Source organism: Curtobacterium sp. MMLR14_010 (assembly GCF_001865015.1).
Lineage (GTDB): Bacteria > Actinomycetota > Actinomycetes > Actinomycetales > Microbacteriaceae > Curtobacterium.
Window position 1 is genome coordinate 138542 of the sequence record NZ_MJGV01000046.1, and the last position, 20533, is coordinate 159074.

Below are 20533 nucleotides of genomic sequence, written 5' to 3' on the forward strand. Positions count from 1 at the left end.
TACCCTCATGGTCATCGACGGCCATTCGCTCGCCTTCCGGGCCTTCTACGCGCTGCCCGTGGACAGCTTCGTCAACCGCGACGGGCAGCACACGAACGCCATCCACGGCTTCATCTCGATGCTGTTGATGCTGCTGCAGCGCGAGAAGCCGACCCACCTCGCGGTGGCGTTCGACATCTCCCGGTTCTCGTTCCGCACCCGCGAGTACGCCGAGTACAAGGGAACCCGCTCCGAGACCCCGGCGGAGTTCAAGGGGCAGATCCCGCTGCTGCAGCAGGCGCTCGAGGCCATGGGCATCACCACGGTCACGAAGGAGGACTACGAGGCCGACGACATCCTCGCGACGCTCTCCTCGCAGGGGGCCGAGCAGGGCTTCCAGGTCTACGTGGTCTCCGGTGACCGTGATGCGATCCAGCTCGTCAACGACGACGTCACGCTGCTCTACCCGTCGGTCCGCGGGGTGTCCGAACTCACCCGCTACGACCGCGACAAGGTCTACGAGCGCTACGGCATCGAGCCCCACCAGTACCCGGACGTCGCCGCGCTCGTCGGGGAGACCAGCGACAACCTCATCGGCGTCGACAAGGTCGGCGAGAAGACCGCGGTCAAGTGGGTGACCCAGTACGGCTCGCTCGAGGGCGTCCTGGAACACGCCGACGAGATCAAGGGCGTCGTCGGCAACAACCTCCGCGAGCAGCAGGACCGGGCCGTCCGGAACCGCCGCCTCAACCGGCTGGTCACCGACGTGGAACTGCCCGTCGGGCCGGCCGACGTCGCGCTCCGCCCCCTCGACGAAGCCGCCGTCCGCGAGCTCTTCGCCACGCTGCAGTTCCGCACCCTGCTCGACCGCGTGTTCAAGGTCGCGGGCAACGGCGAGCCGAGCGACCAGACCGCGGTGGAGGGCGGCGTCGAGGACGACGGCATCACCCCGCCGCCGGTGAAGACGCTCATCGACGAAGAGCTCGGCTACTGGCTCGAGCGCAAGAACGCCGCCGACAGCGAGAACGGCTACGGCATCGCGGTGGAGGTCATCGACGGCCGTCTCAGCGCGATCGGCATCGCCACCCACGACGACGCCGTCCTGGTGCCCGGTGGCAGCGGCACGAAGGACTACGAGCAGCTCACCGCCTGGTTCGCCTCCGACGCCCCGAAGCACTTCCACGACGCCAAGGCCGCCGTCAAGGCGCTCGGCACCGCCGGGATCGCGGTCAACGGCATCGCCGGGGACGCCCGCATCATGGGCTGGCTGGCGAACCCCGGCAAGCAGGGCCAGCCGCTGACCGACCTGGTCTACCAGGAGCTCGGCGAGGAACTGCCGACCGCCGACCCGAACCAGCTCGTCCCGGAGACCGCCCCGGTGAACGTCGGCGTGCACGCCTGGTACGTCCTCCGCGTGACCACGGCGCTCCGTGCCCGGATCGACCCCGGTTCGCTCGGCGTGCTCGACGACATCGAGCTCCCGCTGGTGTCGGTGCTCGCGCAGATGGAGACCACCGGTGTGGGCATCGACCGACCGGTGCTGACCGGGCTGTCGAAGGAACTCGGCGAGCGTGCCGCCGAGCTCGCCCAGCAGGCCTTCGCGGAGATCGGCCACGAGGTCAACCTCGGGTCGCCGAAGCAGCTGCAGGAGGTCCTGTTCACCGAGCTCGCGATGCCGAAGACCCGCAAGACCAAGACGGGCTTCTCGACCGACGCCGCCAGCCTGACGGACCTGCAGGAGCAGCACCCGCACCCGTTCCTGGGCCTGCTGCTGCAGCACCGTGACGCGACGAAGCTCCGGCAGATCGTCGACACCCTCGACGCCGCCGTCGTCGACGGCCGCATCCACACCCGGTACGAGCAGACGGGCACGAGCACGGGGCGCGTCTCGTCGACCGATCCGAACCTGCAGAACATCCCCGTGAAGACCGCCGTCGGCCGTCGCATCCGCTCGGCGTTCGCCGTCGCCGAGCCGTACACGACGCTCCTGACGGCGGACTACTCGCAGATCGAGATGCGGATCATGGCGCACCTCTCCGGCGACCCCGGTCTCGTCCAGGCCTTCAAGGAGGGCGAGGACCTCCACCGGTTCGTCGGCGCGCGCGTGTTCGGCGTCGAGCCGGCGGACGTCAGCCCCGAGATGCGCACCAAGGTGAAGGCGATGTCGTACGGGCTCGCCTACGGGCTCAGCGCGTTCGGCCTGTCGAAGCAGCTGCGCATCGAGCAGAGCGAAGCCCGCACCCTGATGACCGAGTACTTCGCCCGCTTCGGTGCGGTGCGGGACTACCTCCGCAACGTCGTCGAGCAGGCACGCGAGGACGGCTACACGGAGACGATCTTCGGCCGCCGCCGCCCCTTCCCGGACCTCAAGAGCCCGAACCGGGTGCTGCGCGAGAACGCCGAGCGAGCTGCCCTGAACGCGCCGATCCAGGGGTCGGCCGCTGACATCATGAAGATCGCGATGCTCGGCGTCGCCTCAGACCTGCGCGACGGCGAGCTCGGCACGCGCCTGCTCCTCCAGGTGCACGACGAACTGATCCTCGAGGTCGCCCCCGGCGAGCAGGAGCGCGTCGAGGAGATCCTTCGAGCGCGCATGGGGTCCGCGGCGGACCTGACCGTGCCCCTCGACGTCCAGGTCGGCACCGGCGCCAACTGGGAGGTCGCCGCGCACTGATCTGCGCTCGGTAGGGTCGGAGCATGACCACAGAGCGTCCTGTCCGCCAGCCCTCCGCCGTCGACCGGGTCGCCGAGGACTGGGTGACCACCCTCGTCGACCTCGACCCGACCATCGCAACATACATCGGCGTCCCCGGGCGCACGGGGGAGTACGGCGACACCTCGCCCGCCGGGGCCGCAGCCTCCGCCGACGCAGCCCGCGCGGCCCGCCGTGCGCTCGACGCGGCCGAGCCCGTCGACGCCGTCGACCGTGTCACGAAGACCGACCTCGGCGCCGAGCTCGACCTGGTCGTCGAGTCGTACGACCGCAAGCTGCACCTGCGCGACCTGAACGTCATCGCCAGCCCGGCCCAGTCCCTGCGCGAGGTCATCGACCTGATGCCGACGGCGACCACGGCCGACTGGGAGGACGTCGCGAGCCGGGTCCGGGCACTGCCCGACGCGCTCGAGGGCTTCCGCGAGACCCTGCTCGAGGGCACCCGCGAGCAGGTCGTCCCCGCTCGTCGGCAGGTCGAGCTCGTCGCCGAGCAGATGGCGCGGAGCGGCGCCGACGACGGCTTCTTCCGGCAGCTCGCCACGACCGCGTCGCTCGACGACGGCGCGCCCGTCCCCGAGGCACTCCGCGCCGAGCTGGTCCGCGGTGGCGAGGTCGCCGCGGCCGCGTACCGCTCGTTCGGCCGGTTCCTCCAGCACGAGCTGATGCCCCTCGCGACACCGACCGACGCCGTGGGCCGCGACGCCTACGAGCTGCACTCCCGCCGGTTCCTCGGCGCGGTGGTCGACCTCGACGAGACGTACGAGTGGGGCATCGAGGAGCTCGCCCGGATGCGCGAGGAGCAGGAGCGCATCGCCGACCGGATCGAGCCCGGCGCGTCCGTGGCCCGGGCGATCGAGGTCCTCGACGCCGACCCCGCCCGGGTGCTGCACGGCACGGACGCCCTCCGGCAGTGGATGCAGGAGACCAGCGACGAGTCGATCCGCGCGATGGACGGCCGCTACTTCGACATCGCGGACCCGATCAAGCGCCTGGAGTGCCGCATCGCGCCCACGCAGGAGGGCGGGATCTACTACACGGGCCCGTCCGACGACTTCTCGCGCGCCGGCCGCATGTGGTGGTCCGTGCCGGAGGGCGTCACCGAGTTCGGCACCTGGCGCGAGAAGACCACGGTCTACCACGAGGGTGTGCCCGGTCACCACCTGCAGATCAGCCAGGCCGTGTTCAACCGCGGCGAGCTCAACACCTGGCGTCGGCAGCTGGCCGGCCCGTCCGGACACGTGGAGGGCTGGGCGTTGTACGCCGAGCGCCTGATGGAGCAGCTCGGGTTCCTCGACGACGACGGCGACCGCCTCGGGATGCTCGACGGCCAGCGGATGCGCGCCGCCCGCGTGGTGCTCGACATCGGTGTGCACCTGCAGAAGACCAACCCGGACGGCGGCGGCTGGACGTGGGAGTACGCCCTCGACTTCATGGGGCAGAACGTCAACATGGACCCGGCGTTCGTGCGCTTCGAGGTCGCACGGTACTTCGGATGGCCCGGACAGGCTCCGTCGTACAAGGTCGGCCAGCGCGTGTGGGAGTCCGTCCGCGACGAGGTCGCTGCTCGGGAGGGCGCGGACTTCGACCTCAAGGCGTTCCACCACCGGGCACTGGCACTCGGCGGGGTCGGCCTCGACACCCTCCGCTCGGCGCTGCTCGACTGACGTAGCAGCCCCTCGCGGTGGACCGCGACACGCGCGGTGCCCCGCTTGTGAGGGGTCGAGCGCACCGGTTAGACTTGTGCGGCGCAATCCGCGCCACCACAATCCACCGCCACGGCGGCAGCATGCGGGAACTGTCCCCGCGTCGCCCTGGCCTGACTCATGTCCGTTCGGAGCAATCTCTACATGACAACCACTACGACCAAGGCTCCTAAGCAGGTCGCCATCAACGACATCGGTTCGGCTGATGACTTCCTGGCCGAGGTCGAGAAGACCCTGAAGTTCTTCAACGACGGCGATCTCATCTCCGGCACCGTCGTGAAGATCGACCGCGACGAGGTCCTCCTCGACGTCGGGTACAAGACCGAGGGTGTCATCCCCTCGCGCGAGCTCTCGATCAAGCACGACGTCGACCCCAACGAGGTCGTCAACGTCGGTGACGAGGTCGAGGCCCTGGTCCTCCAGAAGGAGGACAAGGAAGGCCGCCTCATCCTGTCGAAGAAGCGCGCGCAGTACGAGCGTGCGTGGGGCGACGTCGAGAAGATCAAGGAGTCCGACGGGGTCGTCACCGGCACCGTCATCGAGGTCGTCAAGGGTGGCCTCATCGTGGACATCGGTCTCCGTGGCTTCCTCCCGGCATCGCTCATCGAACTCCGCCGCGTGCGCGACCTCACGCCGTACCTCGGTCAGGAGATCGAGGCCAAGATCCTCGAGCTCGACAAGAACCGCAACAACGTCGTGCTCTCGCGTCGTGCACTGCTCGAGCAGACGCAGTCCGAGTCGCGCACCACGTTCCTGAACAACCTCCACAAGGGCCAGGTCCGCAAGGGCGTCGTATCGTCGATCGTCAACTTCGGTGCGTTCGTCGACCTCGGCGGCGTCGACGGTCTCGTCCACGTGTCCGAGCTCAGCTGGAAGCACATCGAGCACGCCAGCGAGGTCGTCGAGGTCGGTCAGGAAGTCACCGTCGAGATCCTCGAGGTGGACCTGGACCGCGAGCGCGTGTCGCTCTCGCTCAAGGCCACGCAGGAAGACCCGTGGCAGGTCTTCGCCCGTACCCACGCGATCGGTCAGATCGCACCGGGCAAGGTCACGAAGCTCGTGCCGTTCGGTGCCTTCGTCCGCGTCGCGGACGGCATCGAGGGCCTCGTCCACATCTCGGAGCTCTCGAACAAGCACGTCGAGCTCGCCGAGCAGGTCGTGTCCGTCGGCGACGAGGTCTTCGTGAAGATCATCGACATCGACCTCGACCGTCGTCGCATCTCGCTCAGCCTCAAGCAGGCCAACGAGGGCGTCGACCCGGAGAGCGCCGAGTTCGACCCGGCCCTCTACGGCATGCCGACCGAGTACGACGACAAGGGTGACTACAAGTACCCCGAGGGCTTCGACCCGGAGACCAACGAGTGGCTCGAGGGCTACGACGCACAGCGCGAGGTCTGGGAAGGCCAGTATGCGGCCGCCCAGGGTCGTTGGGAGGCCCACAAGGCCCAGGTCGCCAAGTCCCTCACGGACGAGGCCACCGGTACCTTCGACCTCCCGGCCAGCGCGTCCTCGACGTTCACCACCGAGCAGGCCGGCCAGGGCACCCTGGCTGACGACGCCTCGCTCGCGGCGCTCCGCGAGAAGCTCAGCTCGACCAACTGATCGAGCTCAGCAGCAACTGAACGCACCGGAAGCCCGGCATCCCTCAGGGGGTGCCGGGCTTCCGGCGTTCGTGGGGGTCCACGCCTAGGCTGGTCGCCGTGCGCATCATCGGACTCACGGGCGGCATCGCCGCGGGGAAGTCGACCGTCTCGGGTCGTTGGGCAGAGCACGGCGCCGTCGTCGTCGACGCGGACCGCCTGGCGCGGGACGCCGTCGCCCCCGGCAGCCCCGGGCTCGAGCAGGTCGCGGAGCGCTTCGGTCCGTCGGTCATCGCGGCGGACGGGTCGCTCGACCGGCCGGCCCTCGGTGCGGTCGTGTTCTCCGACCCGGCGGCACGCAAGGACCTCGAGGCGATCACCCACCCCGAGGTCTGGCGACTGGCGCAGGCCGCGTTCGACGCCGCCGAGCAGGCCGACCCGGACGCGGTGGTGGTGTACGACGTGCCGCTCCTCGCCGAGGCCCGAGGGACCCGTCCGCTGCGGTTCGACGCGGTCGTCGTCGTCGACGCCCCGGCGGCGATGCGCATCGAGCGCCTGGTGGAGCACCGCGGGATGTCGCACGAGGAAGCGGAGCGTCGCGTCGGCGCCCAGGCGAGCGACGCTGACCGCCTCGCCCTGGCCGACCACGTCGTCGACGCCACCGGCACGCTCGAGGACACGATCCGCTCGGCCGACCAGGTCTGGAGCCTGGTCGCACCCGAGACCACGTGAAGCACCGGCTGCTGCTCGTCGTCGCCGCGGTCGTCCTCGTGGCGATCGGGCTCGGCACCCTCGTCGCCGCGAACGTGCTCGCCGGTCAGCGTGTGGCCGACCACGGCCGCGAACCAGCGCACGCCCACGAGCGCAGTGACGCGCGCGGACCCCGGGACGAGTTCCACCGCTTCCGGCTCGGTGCGATCGACGGTGAACGGCTCGAACCGAACCGGGACGACTTCGCCGCCAGGACCGCCGCTGACGGGCCACTGCTGCTGTTCCTGCCCGCGACGCGTGCACGACCGGCGGACTACCAGCGGTTCCTGACGACGGCCCTCGGTGACGGGTACCACGTGCTCGGGCTCGACTACTGGAACCTCGGCAAGACCCTCTCCGGGACGTGCGAGGCCGACCCGCACTGCTACGGCACCGTCCAGCGGAACCGGTTCGACGGCACCCGGCAGTCGGACTTCAGCGCGGTGTCGCCGGCGGGGTCGATCGTCTCGCGGTTCCGCGACGCGATCGCCCACCTCGACGACGTCGACCCGACGGGCGGGTGGGGGCGCTTCGTCGCGGCGGACGAGGACATCGCGTGGAGCGACATCGTCGTGGCCGGGCACTCGCAGGGCGGCGGTGAGGCGGCGTACATCGCGCACATCCGACCGGTCCTCGGCGCGCTGATGTTCGCGTCCCCGGTGGAGTCGCTCGGGCCCGTGCACGCCGCGTGGATGGACCGCCCCGGCGCGACCCCGGCGTCACGGATGTACGCCGTGGACGACGTCCGCGACGAGTTCGGGCCGCGGATCCGCGGGTCGTGGACGGCCCTCGGCCTCGACGTCCCCGCGACCGCGGGCGGACCGGCCGAACCGTGGCGCACGGACACCGCAGCCCCACCGGAGGGCTGGGAACCGCATGCGATCCTCACGGACATCCGCATCGGGACGCCGGCGCAGTCGCACTCCCGCATCATCAAGGACTCGACGCCGCTCGACGCCGAGGGGCAGCCTCGGCTCATCGCGCTGTGGCAGTGGTTGCTGCGACGCTTCCCGCTGCCCGCGCCGACCGGTCCCTGACACGCGGTCCCGGACAGCAGGTCCCTGACGGAAGGTCATAGCATTCGGGATTAGCGTGGCGGAGTGCAGCCAGACCGCGACCCCGAAGCCCGCGACCCCGACGCGCCGACCCCCGGTGGTCTCCGCGCACTGATCCGCCAGCGCGCCGCCGAGGACCCCGACCGCGTGTACCTCGAGGACGCCCGCTCCGACCGGGTGCTCCGTCACCGCGACCTCGAGACCGCGGTGACCGCGTGGTCCTCCACCTTCGACGTGATCGGCGTGCCCGACTCCGGCGCCGTGCTGGTCGACGTCGGGGACCCGATCGCGTTCGCCGTCGTGCACCTCGCGGCGGTCGCGAGCGGGCGCCGCGCGGTCCCCGTCGACACCGGTCAGCCGACGACCGAGCCGGCACGGCTCGCCGACCTGCTCGGCGGCGCCTCGATCGTGGTGTCCGACCGGCTCGAGGACGCGACCATCCCGGGGACGCCGGCCGCCCGCGTGGACCCGGCCACGGGCCTCCCGTCCGACGTCCGTGACGGTGACGTGCCCACCGAGACGCCGGACGCACCCGGTGAGGGGTCCGTCGTGCTGTTCACCTCGGGCTCGACCGGCACGCCCAAGGGCGTCGAGCTGCCGGAGTCGCAGCTGCTGTTCGTCGCCCGGGCCGTGGCCGAGCACAACGGGCTGACCCGGGACGACCGCGGGTTCAACTCGTTGCCGCTGTTCCACGTCAACGCCGAGGTCGTCGGGCTGCTGTCGACGCTCGTCGCCGGCGCCACGCTGGTGCTCGACCGACGCTTCCGACGGACCGGCTTCTGGGAGCTGCTCGCCGACCGCCGGGTGACCTGGCTGAACGCGGTGCCGGCGATCCTGGCGGTGCTCGCGAAGACCGGTCCGCTCGACGTCCCGGAGGGCCTGCGGTTCGTTCGGAGTGCCTCCGCGCCGCTGCCCGATCCCGTGCGAGCCGCACTGGGCGACGTCCCGCTCGTCGTGAGCTGGGGCATGACCGAGGGCGCGAGCCAGATCACCGCCACGCCGCTCGGCGCGCCCGCCCGCGTCGGCACGGTCGGCGTGCCGGTGGGCTGCTCCGTGCAGGTGCGCGACGAGGACGGCACCGTGCTGCCCGCCGGTGCGACCGGGGCGCTGTGGGTCCGCGGGCCGGGCATCGTCCGCTCCTACCTCCACGGACGCGCCGCAGAACGCTTCGACGCGGAGGGCTGGCTCGCCACCGGCGACGTCGGCTCCGTCGCGGAGGACGGCTGGGTGTCGCTCGCCGGCCGCTCCGACGACGTCATCAACCGCGGGGGCGAGAAGGTCTGGCCCGCCGAGGTCGAGGACGTCCTGCTCGGCGACCCGCGGGTGCTCGAAGCCGTGGTGGTCGCCCGGCCGGACGACGTCCTCGGCAGCGTGCCGGTGGCGTACGTCATCCAGCAGCCACGGGACGACGACCGCGACGCCGCCGACGGCCGCGACCCGCACGCTGCGGCCGACCGCGACGCGGCCCGCGCCGCCGCGGAGGCCGCCGCGGACGCCGCCGCCCTCGTCGCCGACCTCACCGCCCGCGCCGAACGCTCCCTGACCCGCTTCCGCCGCCCGGTCGAGATCATCGTCGTCCCCGACCTGCCCCGCGCCCCGACCGGCAAGGTCCAGCGCGCCCGCGTGCGCGGCATGGCGGAGACCCCGTGAGCACGACGACGGCGCAGGGCACCGGCGTCCGGACGCCGACCCGCACCGCCGAGGGCCGCCCCCGGCACCTCTACGAGATCGACGTCCTCCGCATCCTGACGTTCGCGTGCGTGATCGGCGTGCACACGACGAGCCACACGATGGCGTCGGACGACCTCGGGCTGGCCGGGCTCCTCGCGCTGCTGCACTTCACCCGGCTGGTGTTCTTCACCCTGACCGCGTTCGTGCTCGTCTACAGCTGGTCGATCCGCCCGAAGCCGATGTCGGTGTTCTGGCCGAAGCGCTTCCTGCTGGTCGGGGTGCCGTACCTGGCGTGGTCGTTCGTGTACGTCGCCTCCGCGTGGCTGCTCGACTCGGGCCAGCGCGGGGACGTCCCGGCGCTCGTCGAGACCTACGCCACCGGGATCGTCACGGGCACGGCGAAGTACCACCTGTACTTCCTGCTCGTGACGATGCAGGTGTACCTGTTGCTCCCGGCGATCATGTGGCTCGTCCGGACCACGCGCCGCCACCACGTCACGGTGCTCGTCGTCAGCCTGCTCGTGCAGCTCGGCGTCTTCGCCGGCTACAAGTACTTCCCCTCGACCGACGCCTGGATGCACGGCTACCAGAAGCAGTTCTTCTTCTCGTACGTCTTCTTCATCGTCTCGGGGGCGATCGCGGCCGACCACGCCGAGGGGTTCCTCGGGTTCGTGCGCACGCACCGACGGGCGATCGGGTGGGCGTTCCTCGGCGGCGCGGTGCTGACGCTCGTCGTGTTCGTGGTCCAGATGGCGCTCGGCGACTCGGCCTACAAGGCCGGCACCCCGCTGCAGCCCGTCGAGGTGGTCTGGAGCACGCTCGTCTTCCTCGGCTTCCTCGCCGCGGGGGCGGCCTGGGCCGACCGTCGTGTCGCCGGCAGTCGCCTGGCGAAGGTCGTCGACTACGCCTCGGACCGCTCGTTCGGCATCTTCCTGAGCCACCCGCTGGTGATCTGGCTGCTCCTGTACGGCTCGAGCCCGCTCGAGGCACTCGTGCCGAAGCCCTGGCTGACCCTCGTGACGTACCTGCTCGTCGTGGTGCTCGCCGTCGCCGTCACCGAGGCCTTCCGCTGGACCCCGCTCAGCGTGCCGTTGACGGGGCGGCCGTCGCTCGCCGCGCGGGCGGCCCGCCAGGCGCGGGCCGCGAATCGCGCCCGCTAGGAACCTCCGGACCAACCGCCGGACTGGAGGCTCCTGGCGGCGCCGCCACGAGCCTCCCGTCCGTCCTGTGGTCAGGCCGAGCGCTGCTCGGCCTGCGGGATGCCGATCTCCAGCACGCCGTCGGTGGAGGTGAGCCGCTGCGGCTTCATGAACCACGCGACGACGGCCGCTGCGCCCAGCAGCGCGCAGGACAGCGCGAACGGCAGCTGCCAGCCCGATGCGTCGACGAGCACGCCGAAGACGATCGGCGAGAGGACGCCGGCGACGCCGAAGCCGGTGTTCATGAAGCCCGACGCCGTCCCGGACCACTGCGGGGCGACGTCCATCGGGATCGCCCAGAGGTTGGCGTTGCAGAGCTCGAGGAAGAAGAACGAGAGGGCGAGCGAGATCGTCGCCACGAGCAGCCCCTGCCCGATCACGAGCGGCACCAGGCAGACGAGCGACCCCCCGAGCCCGACGACGAGGATGGCCCGGCGGGCGGTCCGGGTGTCGCCGCCGCGGTGGATGATGCGGTCACTGAGCATGCCGCCGACGGTGTCACCGACGACGCCCGCGAGCAGGATGAGCGTGGTGAAGAGGGCGAAGTCGCCGATCTCCAGGCCGTACGTCGAGCTGAGGAACGTCGGCAGCCAGGTGAGGAACACCCAGAGGGTCCAGCCGTAGCCGAAGTCCACGAAGGTGACGGGCAGGATCTGCTTCGCCATCTGGCGCCACGGCACGGGCGGCCGGGTCGCGCGGGTCTCGACCGGCGGGAGCTCGTCGAGTTCGACCTGCGTGATGCCCTTCGCGGACTCGGGCTTGTCCCGGAACAGGAACCACCAGGCGATCGCCCAGGCGAAGGACAGCACGGCGGTGGCGAAGAACGCCAGACGCCAGCCACTGATCGCGATGAAGTACGCGACGACGAGGGGCGCGAGGGCGTTGCCGAGCCGTGCTGCGGAGTGCACGACGCCCTGGGCGAAGCCGTTGCGGTCGCGGGGGATCCAGCGGCTCATCGCCTGCGTGGCGGTGGGGAACGCGGCCGCCTCGCTCAGGCCGAGCAGCGCGCGGGCGGCGAACAGCGTCCAGAAGCCCACGGCGAACCCGGTCCAGAGCGTCGCGACGCCCCAGATGACCGTGATGACGAAGAGCGCTTTACGGGGGCCGAACTTCTCGCTGATCGTCCCGCCGAACACCTGGAGCAGGGCGTACGGCAGCGAGAACGCAGCGACGATGACGCCCGCGGTGGTCTCGGTGAAGCCGAACTCCTCGGTGATGTGGGGGAGCGCGGTCGAGATGTTGGTGCGGTCGATGTACGAGATCGCGTACATGAAGCACAGCAGCAGGAGCACGCGGCCACGGATGCGTCCGCGGAACGGGGTCGCCTTGGCTGGTGCGGCGGGGGTCGCCGTCGTCATGGGTGAGTGCCTCTTCGGGGAATGCGGTCGAGCCGGGTCGCTGAACAGACGGAACGGTAGGAGTGATCCCTATCAGCGTCCTTGGAGGGCGCTCTCCGCGGACGATACGCCCGGGCTGCTGTCGGTGGGCGCGCATAGCATTGACGCATGGCAGTTGCAGTCAAACCGGTCCGATCGGTCCGTCCGTTCGAGGTGATCAGCGAGTACTCGCCGAGCGGTGACCAGCCCGCCGCGATCGCCGAGCTCGCGGGGCGCATCAACGCGGGTGAGACCGACGTGGTGCTCCTCGGCGCGACCGGTACGGGCAAGTCGGCGACGACCGCCTGGCTCATCGAGCAGGTGCAGCGCCCGACGCTCGTGCTCGCGCACAACAAGACCCTCGCGGCGCAGCTCGCGACGGAGTTCCGCAGCCTGCTGCCGGAGAACGCGATCGAGTACTTCGTCTCGTACTACGACTACTACCAGCCAGAGGCCTACGTCCCGCAGACGGACACCTTCATCGAGAAGGACTCCTCGGTCAACGCCGAGGTCGAGCGCCTCCGGCACTCCACGACGAACTCGCTGCTCAGCCGGCGCGACGTCGTCGTGGTCTCGACCGTCTCCTGCATCTACGGTCTCGGCACGCCCGAGCAGTACATGAACGCGTCGGTGGCGCTGTCGGTCGGGCAGGAGATCTCCCGAGACCAGCTCGTCCGCCGCTTCGTCGCCATGCAGTACCAGCGCAACGACGTCGACTTCGCCCGCGGCACCTTCCGGGTACGCGGCGACACCATCGAGATCATCCCGATGTACGAAGAGCACGCGATCCGCATCGAGATGTTCGGTGACGAGATCGAGGCCCTCAGCTCGCTGCACCCCCTGACCGGCAACGTCATCGACGACCTCCCCGCGGTGTCGATCTTCCCTGCGTCGCACTACGTCGCTGACACCGACGTCATGCACCGGGCGATCGGCACCATCAAGGAGGAGTTGGCCGAGCGCCTCGCCGAGCTCGAAGGTCAGGGCAAGCTGCTCGAGGCCCAGCGACTCCGGATGCGCACCACGTTCGACATCGAGATGATGGAGCAGATCGGCTTCTGCTCGGGCATCGAGAACTACTCCCGGCACGTCGACGGCCGGATGCCCGGGGAGGCCCCCCACTGCCTCCTCGACTACTTCGCCGACGACTTCCTCATCGTGATCGACGAGTCCCACGTGACCGTGCCGCAGATCGGCGCGATGTACGAGGGCGACGCCTCCCGCAAGCGCACCCTGGTCGAGCACGGCTTCCGGCTCCCCAGCGCGATGGACAACCGCCCGCTCAAGTGGGAGGAGTTCCTCGAGCGCGCCGGGCAGAAGGTCTTCCTGTCGGCGACCCCCGGCAAGTACGAGCTCGGCATCACCGACAGCGTCGTCGAGCAGATCATCCGCCCGACGGGCCTGATCGACCCCGAGATCGTGGTGAAGCCGTCCGACGGCCAGATCGACGACCTGCTCGAGGAGATCCGGCAGCGCGTCGAGAAGGACGAGCGCGTCCTCGTCACGACGCTGACCAAGCGCATGGCCGAGGAGCTGACCGACTTCCTCGGCAACGCCGGGGTCCGGGTCCGGTACCTGCACTCCGACGTCGACACGCTGAAGCGCGTCGAGCTCCTGACGGAGCTTCGTCAGGGCGTCTACGACGTGCTCGTCGGCATCAACCTGCTCCGAGAGGGCCTCGACCTGCCCGAGGTCTCCCTCGTGGCGATCCTCGACGCCGACAAGGAGGGCTTCCTGCGCTCGGCCACGTCGCTCATCCAGACCATCGGCCGTGCGGCGCGCAACGTCTCCGGTCAGGTGCTCATGTACGCCGACAAGATGACCGCCTCGATGGCCCAGGCGATCGAGGAGACCGACCGCCGCCGCGAGAAGCAGGTGGCGTACAACCTCGAGCACGGCATCGACCCGCAGCCCCTCCGGAAGAAGATCGGCGACATCACCGAGCAGCTCAACCGGGAGAACGAGGACACCCAAGAGCTCCTCGAGCGCCGCGGTGGCGGCGTGCGCGACGGTCGTCGAGCGCCCACGCCGAACCTCAAGCGCACGGGCATCGCCGGCGAGGGCGCCACCCAGCTCGAGGCCACGATCGCGGACCTCAACGACCAGATGCTGCAGGCCGCGGCCGAGCTGAAGTTCGAGCTGGCGGGCCGGCTGCGCGACGAGGTCCAGGACCTCAAGAAGGCGCTCCGGCAGATGGAGTCGGCGGGGCATGTCAACTGAGGACGCCCCGGCCACGGCCGGGCTGGGCAGCCCGGCGGCGGCCGGCCTGGGCACCGCGGCCAAGACCGTCGTCGTCACGGGCGCGAGCGCTGGTCTCGGGTACCACGCGGCCGAGCAGCTGGCGCGGGCCGGGCACCGCGTCGTGCTCGCGACCCGCAGCCCCGAGCGGGCGGCAGCGGCGGAGCGCAGCATCCGGCAGCACGTGCCAGCGGCCGACCTCACGCAGCTGCACGTCGACCTCGCGGACCTCGACAGCGTCCGCACGGCCGCCGACCAGCTCCAGGCCCTGGGGCCGATCGACGCGCTGGTGAACAACGCGGGCGTCGTGGGGTCGAGCACCGAGCGCCGCACCGCACAGGGCGTGGAGCTGCAGGTCGGGACGAACCACCTCGGGCACTTCGCCCTCACCGGCCTCGTCCTGCCGCTGCTCGAGCGCACCGCGGGCCGGGTCGTGCACCTCGGGTCCATCGCCCACCGCTGGGCATCGCTCGACCACCGCGACCCGCTGGGCGTCGGGCACTACTCCAGCTACCGGCAGTACGGCCGCAGCAAGCTCGCGGTGATGCTGTTCGGCTTCGAGCTGGCGGAACGACTGGCCGACGCCGGTTCCGCGGTGTCGAGCGTCGTCGCGCACCCGGGCCTGGCGCTCGAGGCCCTCTCGCCGGCCCGCCCCGACGTCGCACCGGCGCGGAGCGAACCCGGCTGGACCCGCCCCGGGCAGCGGCTGTACGCCCAGGGCAAGGACGACGGCGCGCTGCCCCTCGTCCACGCGGCCGTCGGCGACGACGTCCGCTCGGGGGAGTACTGGGGTCCGAACGGTGCGTTCCAGCTGCGCGGTCCCGCGACCGTCGTCCGAGCGGAACCTCGGGCCCACGACCGCACCGAGGCAGCACGGCTCTGGCACGCCAGCGAGCAGGTCTCCGGGGTGGCGTTCGCTCTCGACGCATTCGTGTGAGGCCCTCGGGTCGGCGAATGTCGGAGCCGGTTCGTACAATCGTCGGTGATGACCATCACTTCTGACCGCGACTCCGCGACCTCCGGCCGGAACGCCTTCGGCGACTCCGCGGACCTCGAGCCTGCAGACCTGCACCTCCCCGGCGGCACCGCTCCGCACAGCACGTCGACGCTCAGCGTCCGTGGTGCGCGCGTGCACAACCTGCGTGACGTGGACCTCGAGATCCCACGCGACTCGCTCGTCGTGTTCACGGGCCTGTCCGGCTCGGGGAAGTCCTCGCTGGCGTTCGACACCATCTTCGCCGAGGGGCAGCGGCGCTACGTCGAGTCCCTCTCCGCCTACGCGCGCCAGTTCCTCGGGCAGGTCGACCGCCCGGACGTCGACTTCATCGAGGGCCTGTCGCCTGCGGTGTCGATCGACCAGAAGTCGACGAACCGCAACCCGCGCTCGACCGTCGGCACGATCACCGAGGTCTACGACTACATGCGCCTGCTCTGGGCGCGCATCGGCATCCCGCACTGCCCTGTCTGCGGAGAGGTCATCAGCAAGCAGAGCGTGCAGCAGATCGCCGACCAGCTGATGACGCAGGAGACCGGCACCCGGTTCCAGGTCCTCGCGCCGATCGTCTCGAAGAAGAAGGGCGAGTTCGTCGACCTCTTCCAGGAGCTCGCCGCGTCCGGCTACTCCCGTGCGATCGTCGACGGCGAGCGGATCCAGCTGAACAGCCCGCCCACGCTCAAGAAGCAGGTCAAGCACGACATCTCGGTCATCATCGACCGCCTGGTGGCGAGCGACGACATCCTCGGGCGGCTGACGGACTCCCTCGAGACCGCGCTGCGCCTGACCAACGGGACGGTGGCGATCGACCTGGTGGACCACGAGGGGCCCGGCGCCGTCCGGACCTACTCCGAGAACCTCTCCTGCCCGAACAACCACCCCCTCGCGCTCACCGAGATCGAGCCCCGCACCTTCTCGTTCAACGCGCCGTTCGGTGCCTGCCCGGAGTGCTCCGGCCTCGGCACGCGCATGTCGGTCGACCCCGACCTGGTGCTCGGTGACCCCGAGGCCACGCTGTCCGGCGGCGTCCTGCTGCCCTGGACCGGCACGAGCGGGCTGTACTCCTACTTCGAGAAGCTGCTCGGCGGCCTCGGCAAGGAGCTCGGCTTCAAGCTCGACACCCCGTGGAACCAGCTGGACCCGACGGTGCAGGCCGCGATCCTCACCGGCAAGGACTTCGAGGTCTCGGTGTCCTGGCGCAACCGCTTCGGCCGTGAGATGCGCTACACCAGCGGGTTCGAGGGCGTCATGCCCTACATCGAACGCAAGTTCGCCGAGGCCGAGTCGGACTCGCAGCGGCAGCGCTTCCAGGGCTACCTGCGCGAGGTCCCCTGCCCCGTGTGTGACGGCACCCGCCTGAAGCCCGAGGTCCTCGGCGTCACCGTCGCCGACCACAGCATCGCCGACGTCACCCAGCTCAGCCTCGACGACGCCTACGCGTTCATGGACACCCTGTCGCTCACCGACCGCGAAGCCCACATCGCGGCGGCGGTCCTCCGGGAGATCCGCGCCCGACTCGAGTTCCTGCTCGAGGTCGGCCTGAACTACCTCACCCTGTCCCGCGGCGCGGGCTCGCTCTCCGGTGGTGAGGCCCAGCGCATCCGCCTGGCCACCCAGATCGGCTCCGGCCTGACCGGCGTGCTCTACGTCCTCGACGAGCCGAGCATCGGGCTGCACCAGCGCGACAACCGTCGCCTCATCGACACCCTCGTCAAGCTCAAGAACCTCGGCAACACGCTCATCGTCGTCGAGCACGACGAGGACACCATCCGCACGGCGGACTGGGTCGTCGACATCGGCCCCGGCGCCGGCGTGAACGGCGGCAACGTCGTGCACTCGGGCTCGTACGCCGACATGATCGAGAACCGCGAGTCGATCACCGGGGACTACCTCGCCGGTCGGCGCGCGATCGAGATGCCCGCGTCGCGCCGCAAGGTCAACCGCAAGCGGGTCATCAGCGTGCAGGGGGCCCGCGCCAACAACCTGCAGGAGGTCGACGCCGACTTCCCGCTCGGCGTGTTCACCGCGGTGACGGGCGTCAGCGGATCGGGCAAGTCGACCCTGGTCAACGACATCCTCTACAAGGTGCTCGCCAACCAGCTCAATGGTGCCCGACACATCGCCGGCAAGCACACCCGCGTCAAGGGCCTCGACCAGCTCGACAAGGTCGTGCACGTCGACCAGGCCCCGATCGGTCGCACCCCGCGCTCGAACCCGGCGACCTACACCGGCGTCTTCGACCGCATCCGCGGGCTCTTCGCCGAGACGACCGAGGCCAAGGCGCGCGGGTACCTGCCCGGCCGCTTCAGCTTCAACGTCAAGGGCGGCCGCTGCGAGAACTGCTCCGGTGACGGCACCATCAAGATCGAGATGAACTTCCTGCCCGACGTCTACGTCGCGTGCGAGGTCTGCGGCGGTGCGCGCTACAACCGTGAGACGCTGCAGGTCCACTACAAGGGCAAGGACATCTCCGAGGTCCTCGACATGCCCATCAGCGAGGCCGCCGAGTTCTTCGAACCGATCTCCGCGATCCACCGCTACATGGCGACCCTCGTCGACGTGGGGCTCGGGTACGTCCGCCTCGGGCAGAGCGCCACGACGCTCTCCGGCGGCGAGGCCCAGCGCGTCAAGCTCGCGACCGAGCTCCAGCGCCGCTCGAACGGCCGCACCGTGTACGTGCTCGACGAGCCGACGACGGGGCTGCACTTCGAGGACGTCCGCAAGCTGCTCCTCGTGCTGCAGAGCCTGGTCGACAAGGGCAACACCGTCATCACGATCGAGCACAACCTCGACGTCATCAAGTCCGCGGACTGGGTCATCGACATGGGGCCGGAGGGCGGCTCCGGCGGCGGCACGGTCCTCGCCGTGGGAACGCCCGAGCACATCGCCGAGGTCCCCGAGAGCCACACGGGGGTGTTCCTCCGCGAGATCCTCGAAGCCCAGGACGCCCGCGTCGGCAAGGAGCGCTCCGTCGGCGCCCGCACCGTCGACGAGTCGAAGTTGGGCTCGCTCAAGCGCGGCAGTGCCGCCGACAAGCAGAAGGCGGGTGCTCGGTAGGTGGCGGACACCGTCTCGTGGCGTCCGAAGGCGGGGGAGATCCCGACCGACCCGGGCGTCTACCGCTGGCGTGACGGCAACGGTCGGGTGCTCTACGTCGGCAAGGCGAAGAACCTCCGCGCCCGCCTGAGCAACTACTTCGCCCCGCTGCCCACGCTCCACGAACGCACCCGGCGGATGGTCCTCACCGCTCGCAGCGTCGAGTGGACGACGGTCGGCTCGGACATCGAGGCCCTGCAGCTCGAGTACACCTGGATCAAGGAGTTCGACCCGCCCTTCAACGTCAAGTTCCGGGACGACAAGTCGTACCCGTACATGGCGATCACGCTCGGGGACGAAGCCCCGCGGGTCATGGTCACGCGCAACCGGAAGATCCGGGGCGCGAAGTACTTCGGTCCCTACCCGAAGATCTGGGCCGTGCACGACACCATCGACCTGATGATCAAGGTGTTCCCGATCCGCACGTGCTCGGACTCCTCGTACAAGCGCGCCATGCAGACGGGCAAGCCCTGCTTCCCCGGGCAGATCGGCAAGTGCGGTGGGCCGTGCTCGCAGCGGGTCACGATCGCCGAGCACCGCGCGATGGTCGAGGAGTTCGTCCGCTTCATGGGCAGCTACGACCGCCGCATCATCACGCAGCTGCGGCAGCGGATGGGAGCATCCGCCGACGCGATGCAGTACGAGCAGGCCGCAAGGTTCCGCGACCAGGTCGAGGCCCTCGAGGCCGTGCTCGAGAAGTCCGCCGTGGTGCTCAAGGACTCGGTCGACCTCGACCTGTTCGGCATCGCCGAGGACGAGCTCGCAGCCGCGGTCCAGCTGTTCTCCGTCCGCGGCGGCCGCATCCGCGGTGTGCGGGGCTGGGTCGTCGACAAGGAGCTCGACATCAGCACCGGCGACCTCGTCGAGCAGATCGTCCAGGGCGTCTACGCCGACGGCGAGCTGGCGCCCCAGACCGCCGGGGCACTGACCAGTCCGAGCATGGAGGAGCCCCCGCGCGAGGTCGTCGTGCCCGAGCTCCCCGAGGACGCCGACGCCCTGCAGCAGTGGCTCAGCGACCGCCGAGGTGGGCGTGGCACGAAGCTCAGCACCGCGCAGCGCGGTGACCGAGCCGGGCTCGCCCGTACGGCTTCGCAGAACGCGCAGCAGGCCCTCATGCTCTACAAGACGAAGCGCTCTGCCGACTACACCACCCGCGCTGCGGCCCTGGCCGACATCCAGGAGGCCCTGGGCATGTCCGAGGCGCCGCTGCGCATGGAGTGCTACGACATCTCGCACCTGCAGGGCACCAACGTGGTCGCCTCGATGGTGGTGTTCGAGGACGGCCTGCCGCGCAAGGACCAGTACCGTCGCTACTCGATCGCCGAGACCCGCGACGACACCGACAGCATGCACCAGGTGCTGACCCGTCGGCTCGCGCGGCTCGACGAGGACGCCGAGCTGCCGGACCAGCCCGACCACAACGCGGACGGCGTCGTGGCGGTCGAGAAGCCGACCAAGCGGTTCGCGTACCGCCCGCAGCTGCTCATCGTCGACGGCGGCCAGCCCCAGGTGGCGGCCGCCAAGCGTGCGATGGACGAGGCTGGCGTCACCGACATCGCGCTCGTCGGCATCGCCAAGCGGCTCGAGGAGCTCTGGTTGCCGGACGACGACTTCCCGGTGATCCTGCCGCGCAACTCCGAGGCGCTGTTCCTCATCCAACGCATCCGCGACGAGGCCCACCGCTTCGCGATCACGCACCAGCGCGGCCGCCGCAAGCGCGACGTCCGCACGCAGCTGTCCGAGATCCCGGGCCTCGGCCCGAGCCGGGTCAGCGCGCTGCTGAAGCACTTCGGCTCGGTGGCGCGGCTCCGCGGTGCCACCGCTGAGGAGATCGGCGTGGTGCCCGGCATCGGCCCCGCCACGGCCGCCGCGGTCGTCCGCAAGCTGCAGACCGTCCCGACGAGCACGCCGACGGGGGAGTCCCCGGCCGAGCCGACCAGCGCGACCGGTCCGACGAGCGCCGGGGACGCAGACGCGTCCGCCTCCGCAGAGTCGACGGACGACCGGACGGGAGGCCCGGTGCGGGTCCCCGAGGTGACCAGCGACGGTCCGATGCTGCCGTCGTGACGCCACCACGAGCCTCCAGACCGGCCGGTCCGCTCGCCCGTGCCGGACGGTAGCCTTGACGCCGAGCCACCAGACCCCGGCCCGCTCTGCGGGCCACCGGACCACTCGGGCG

At 70.5% G+C, this 20533-nt stretch carries 12 protein-coding genes; 11 read left to right on the top strand and 1 reads right to left on the bottom strand.

Going from position 1 to position 20533, the window contains the following annotated elements; translation table 11 throughout:
• Window positions 1-7 precede the first annotated feature (7 nt).
• From polA to BIU98_RS09230, 7 genes are all read left to right on the top strand, one after another.
• Window positions 8-2653 (top strand): DNA polymerase I, encoded by a 2646-nt coding sequence (gene polA / locus BIU98_RS09200; RefSeq protein WP_254787836.1) that lies wholly within the window; start codon window positions 8-10, stop codon window positions 2651-2653.
• A gap of 23 nt (window positions 2654-2676) precedes the next feature.
• Window positions 2677-4356 carry a DUF885 domain-containing protein gene (locus BIU98_RS09205; RefSeq protein WP_071275166.1) on the top strand — a complete coding sequence of 560 codons (1680 nt, stop codon included), beginning with the start codon at window positions 2677-2679 and terminating at the stop codon, window positions 4354-4356.
• 183 nt (window positions 4357-4539) lie between these two features.
• Window positions 4540-5997, top strand: a complete 1458-nt coding sequence (gene rpsA, locus BIU98_RS09210) for a 30S ribosomal protein S1 (RefSeq protein ID WP_071275169.1) — start codon at window positions 4540-4542, stop codon at window positions 5995-5997.
• A gap of 98 nt (window positions 5998-6095) precedes the next feature.
• Window positions 6096-6707 carry a dephospho-CoA kinase gene (gene coaE, locus BIU98_RS09215; protein WP_071275172.1) on the top strand — a complete coding sequence of 204 codons (612 nt, stop codon included), beginning with the start codon at window positions 6096-6098 and terminating at the stop codon, window positions 6705-6707.
• Complete coding sequence (locus tag BIU98_RS09220; RefSeq protein ID WP_071275175.1) at window positions 6704-7762, top strand: hypothetical protein; 1059 nt, start codon at window positions 6704-6706, stop codon at window positions 7760-7762. Before coaE ends, BIU98_RS09220 begins: the two co-directional genes overlap by 4 nt.
• A gap of 63 nt (window positions 7763-7825) precedes the next feature.
• A complete protein-coding gene (locus BIU98_RS09225; RefSeq protein WP_071275179.1) occupies window positions 7826-9430 on the top strand; it encodes a class I adenylate-forming enzyme family protein in 1605 nt (534 codons plus the stop codon).
• The gene (locus BIU98_RS09230) at window positions 9427-10611 is read left to right on the top strand and encodes an acyltransferase (RefSeq protein WP_071275182.1); all 1185 of its coding nucleotides are present in this window, start codon (window positions 9427-9429) and stop codon (window positions 10609-10611) included. The genes BIU98_RS09225 and BIU98_RS09230 overlap by 4 nt, the downstream gene beginning before the upstream one ends.
• 71 nt (window positions 10612-10682) lie before the next feature.
• Here BIU98_RS09230 and BIU98_RS09235 read toward each other — a convergent pair whose 3' ends face one another.
• A complete protein-coding gene (locus BIU98_RS09235) occupies window positions 10683-12008 on the bottom strand; it encodes an MFS transporter (protein WP_083393131.1) in 1326 nt (441 codons plus the stop codon).
• A gap of 147 nt (window positions 12009-12155) precedes the next feature.
• Here BIU98_RS09235 and uvrB point away from each other — a divergent pair, with 147 nt between their 5' ends.
• Genes uvrB through uvrC form a run of 4 tightly spaced genes read left to right on the top strand, consistent with a single transcriptional unit; the run spans window position 12156 to window position 20421 of the window.
• Entirely contained in the window at window positions 12156-14246 is a 2091-nt protein-coding gene (gene uvrB / locus BIU98_RS09240; RefSeq protein ID WP_071275189.1) for an excinuclease ABC subunit UvrB, read from the top strand.
• Window positions 14236-15201: an SDR family NAD(P)-dependent oxidoreductase gene (locus tag BIU98_RS09245; RefSeq protein ID WP_083393132.1), complete on the top strand. Its 966-nt coding sequence runs from the start codon at window positions 14236-14238 to the stop codon at window positions 15199-15201. The genes uvrB and BIU98_RS09245 overlap by 11 nt, the downstream gene beginning before the upstream one ends.
• A 48-nt stretch (window positions 15202-15249) precedes the next feature.
• The gene (gene uvrA, locus BIU98_RS09250; RefSeq protein ID WP_071275193.1) at window positions 15250-18315 is read left to right on the top strand and encodes an excinuclease ABC subunit UvrA; all 3066 of its coding nucleotides are present in this window, start codon (window positions 15250-15252) and stop codon (window positions 18313-18315) included.
• Window positions 18316-20421: an excinuclease ABC subunit UvrC gene (gene uvrC / locus BIU98_RS09255; protein ID WP_071275196.1), complete on the top strand. Its 2106-nt coding sequence runs from the start codon at window positions 18316-18318 to the stop codon at window positions 20419-20421.
• The last annotated feature ends 112 nt before the right edge of the window (window positions 20422-20533 follow it).

What these genes read in the sequence shown, in the direction of transcription:
- BIU98_RS09245 (WP_083393132.1), top strand. Translation starts at nt 14,236, where the DNA reads ATGTCAACTGAGGACGCCCCGGCCACGGCCGGGCTGGGCAGCCCGGCG.
- BIU98_RS09235 (WP_083393131.1), bottom strand. Translation starts at nt 12,008, where the DNA reads ATGACGACGGCGACCCCCGCCGCACCAGCCAAGGCGACCCCGTTCCGC.
- BIU98_RS09205 (WP_071275166.1), top strand. Translation starts at nt 2,677, where the DNA reads ATGACCACAGAGCGTCCTGTCCGCCAGCCCTCCGCCGTCGACCGGGTC.
- uvrA (WP_071275193.1), top strand. Translation starts at nt 15,250, where the DNA reads ATGACCATCACTTCTGACCGCGACTCCGCGACCTCCGGCCGGAACGCC.
- uvrB (WP_071275189.1), top strand. Translation starts at nt 12,156, where the DNA reads ATGGCAGTTGCAGTCAAACCGGTCCGATCGGTCCGTCCGTTCGAGGTG.
- polA (WP_254787836.1), top strand. Translation starts at nt 8, where the DNA reads ATGGTCATCGACGGCCATTCGCTCGCCTTCCGGGCCTTCTACGCGCTG.
- rpsA (WP_071275169.1), top strand. Translation starts at nt 4,540, where the DNA reads ATGACAACCACTACGACCAAGGCTCCTAAGCAGGTCGCCATCAACGAC.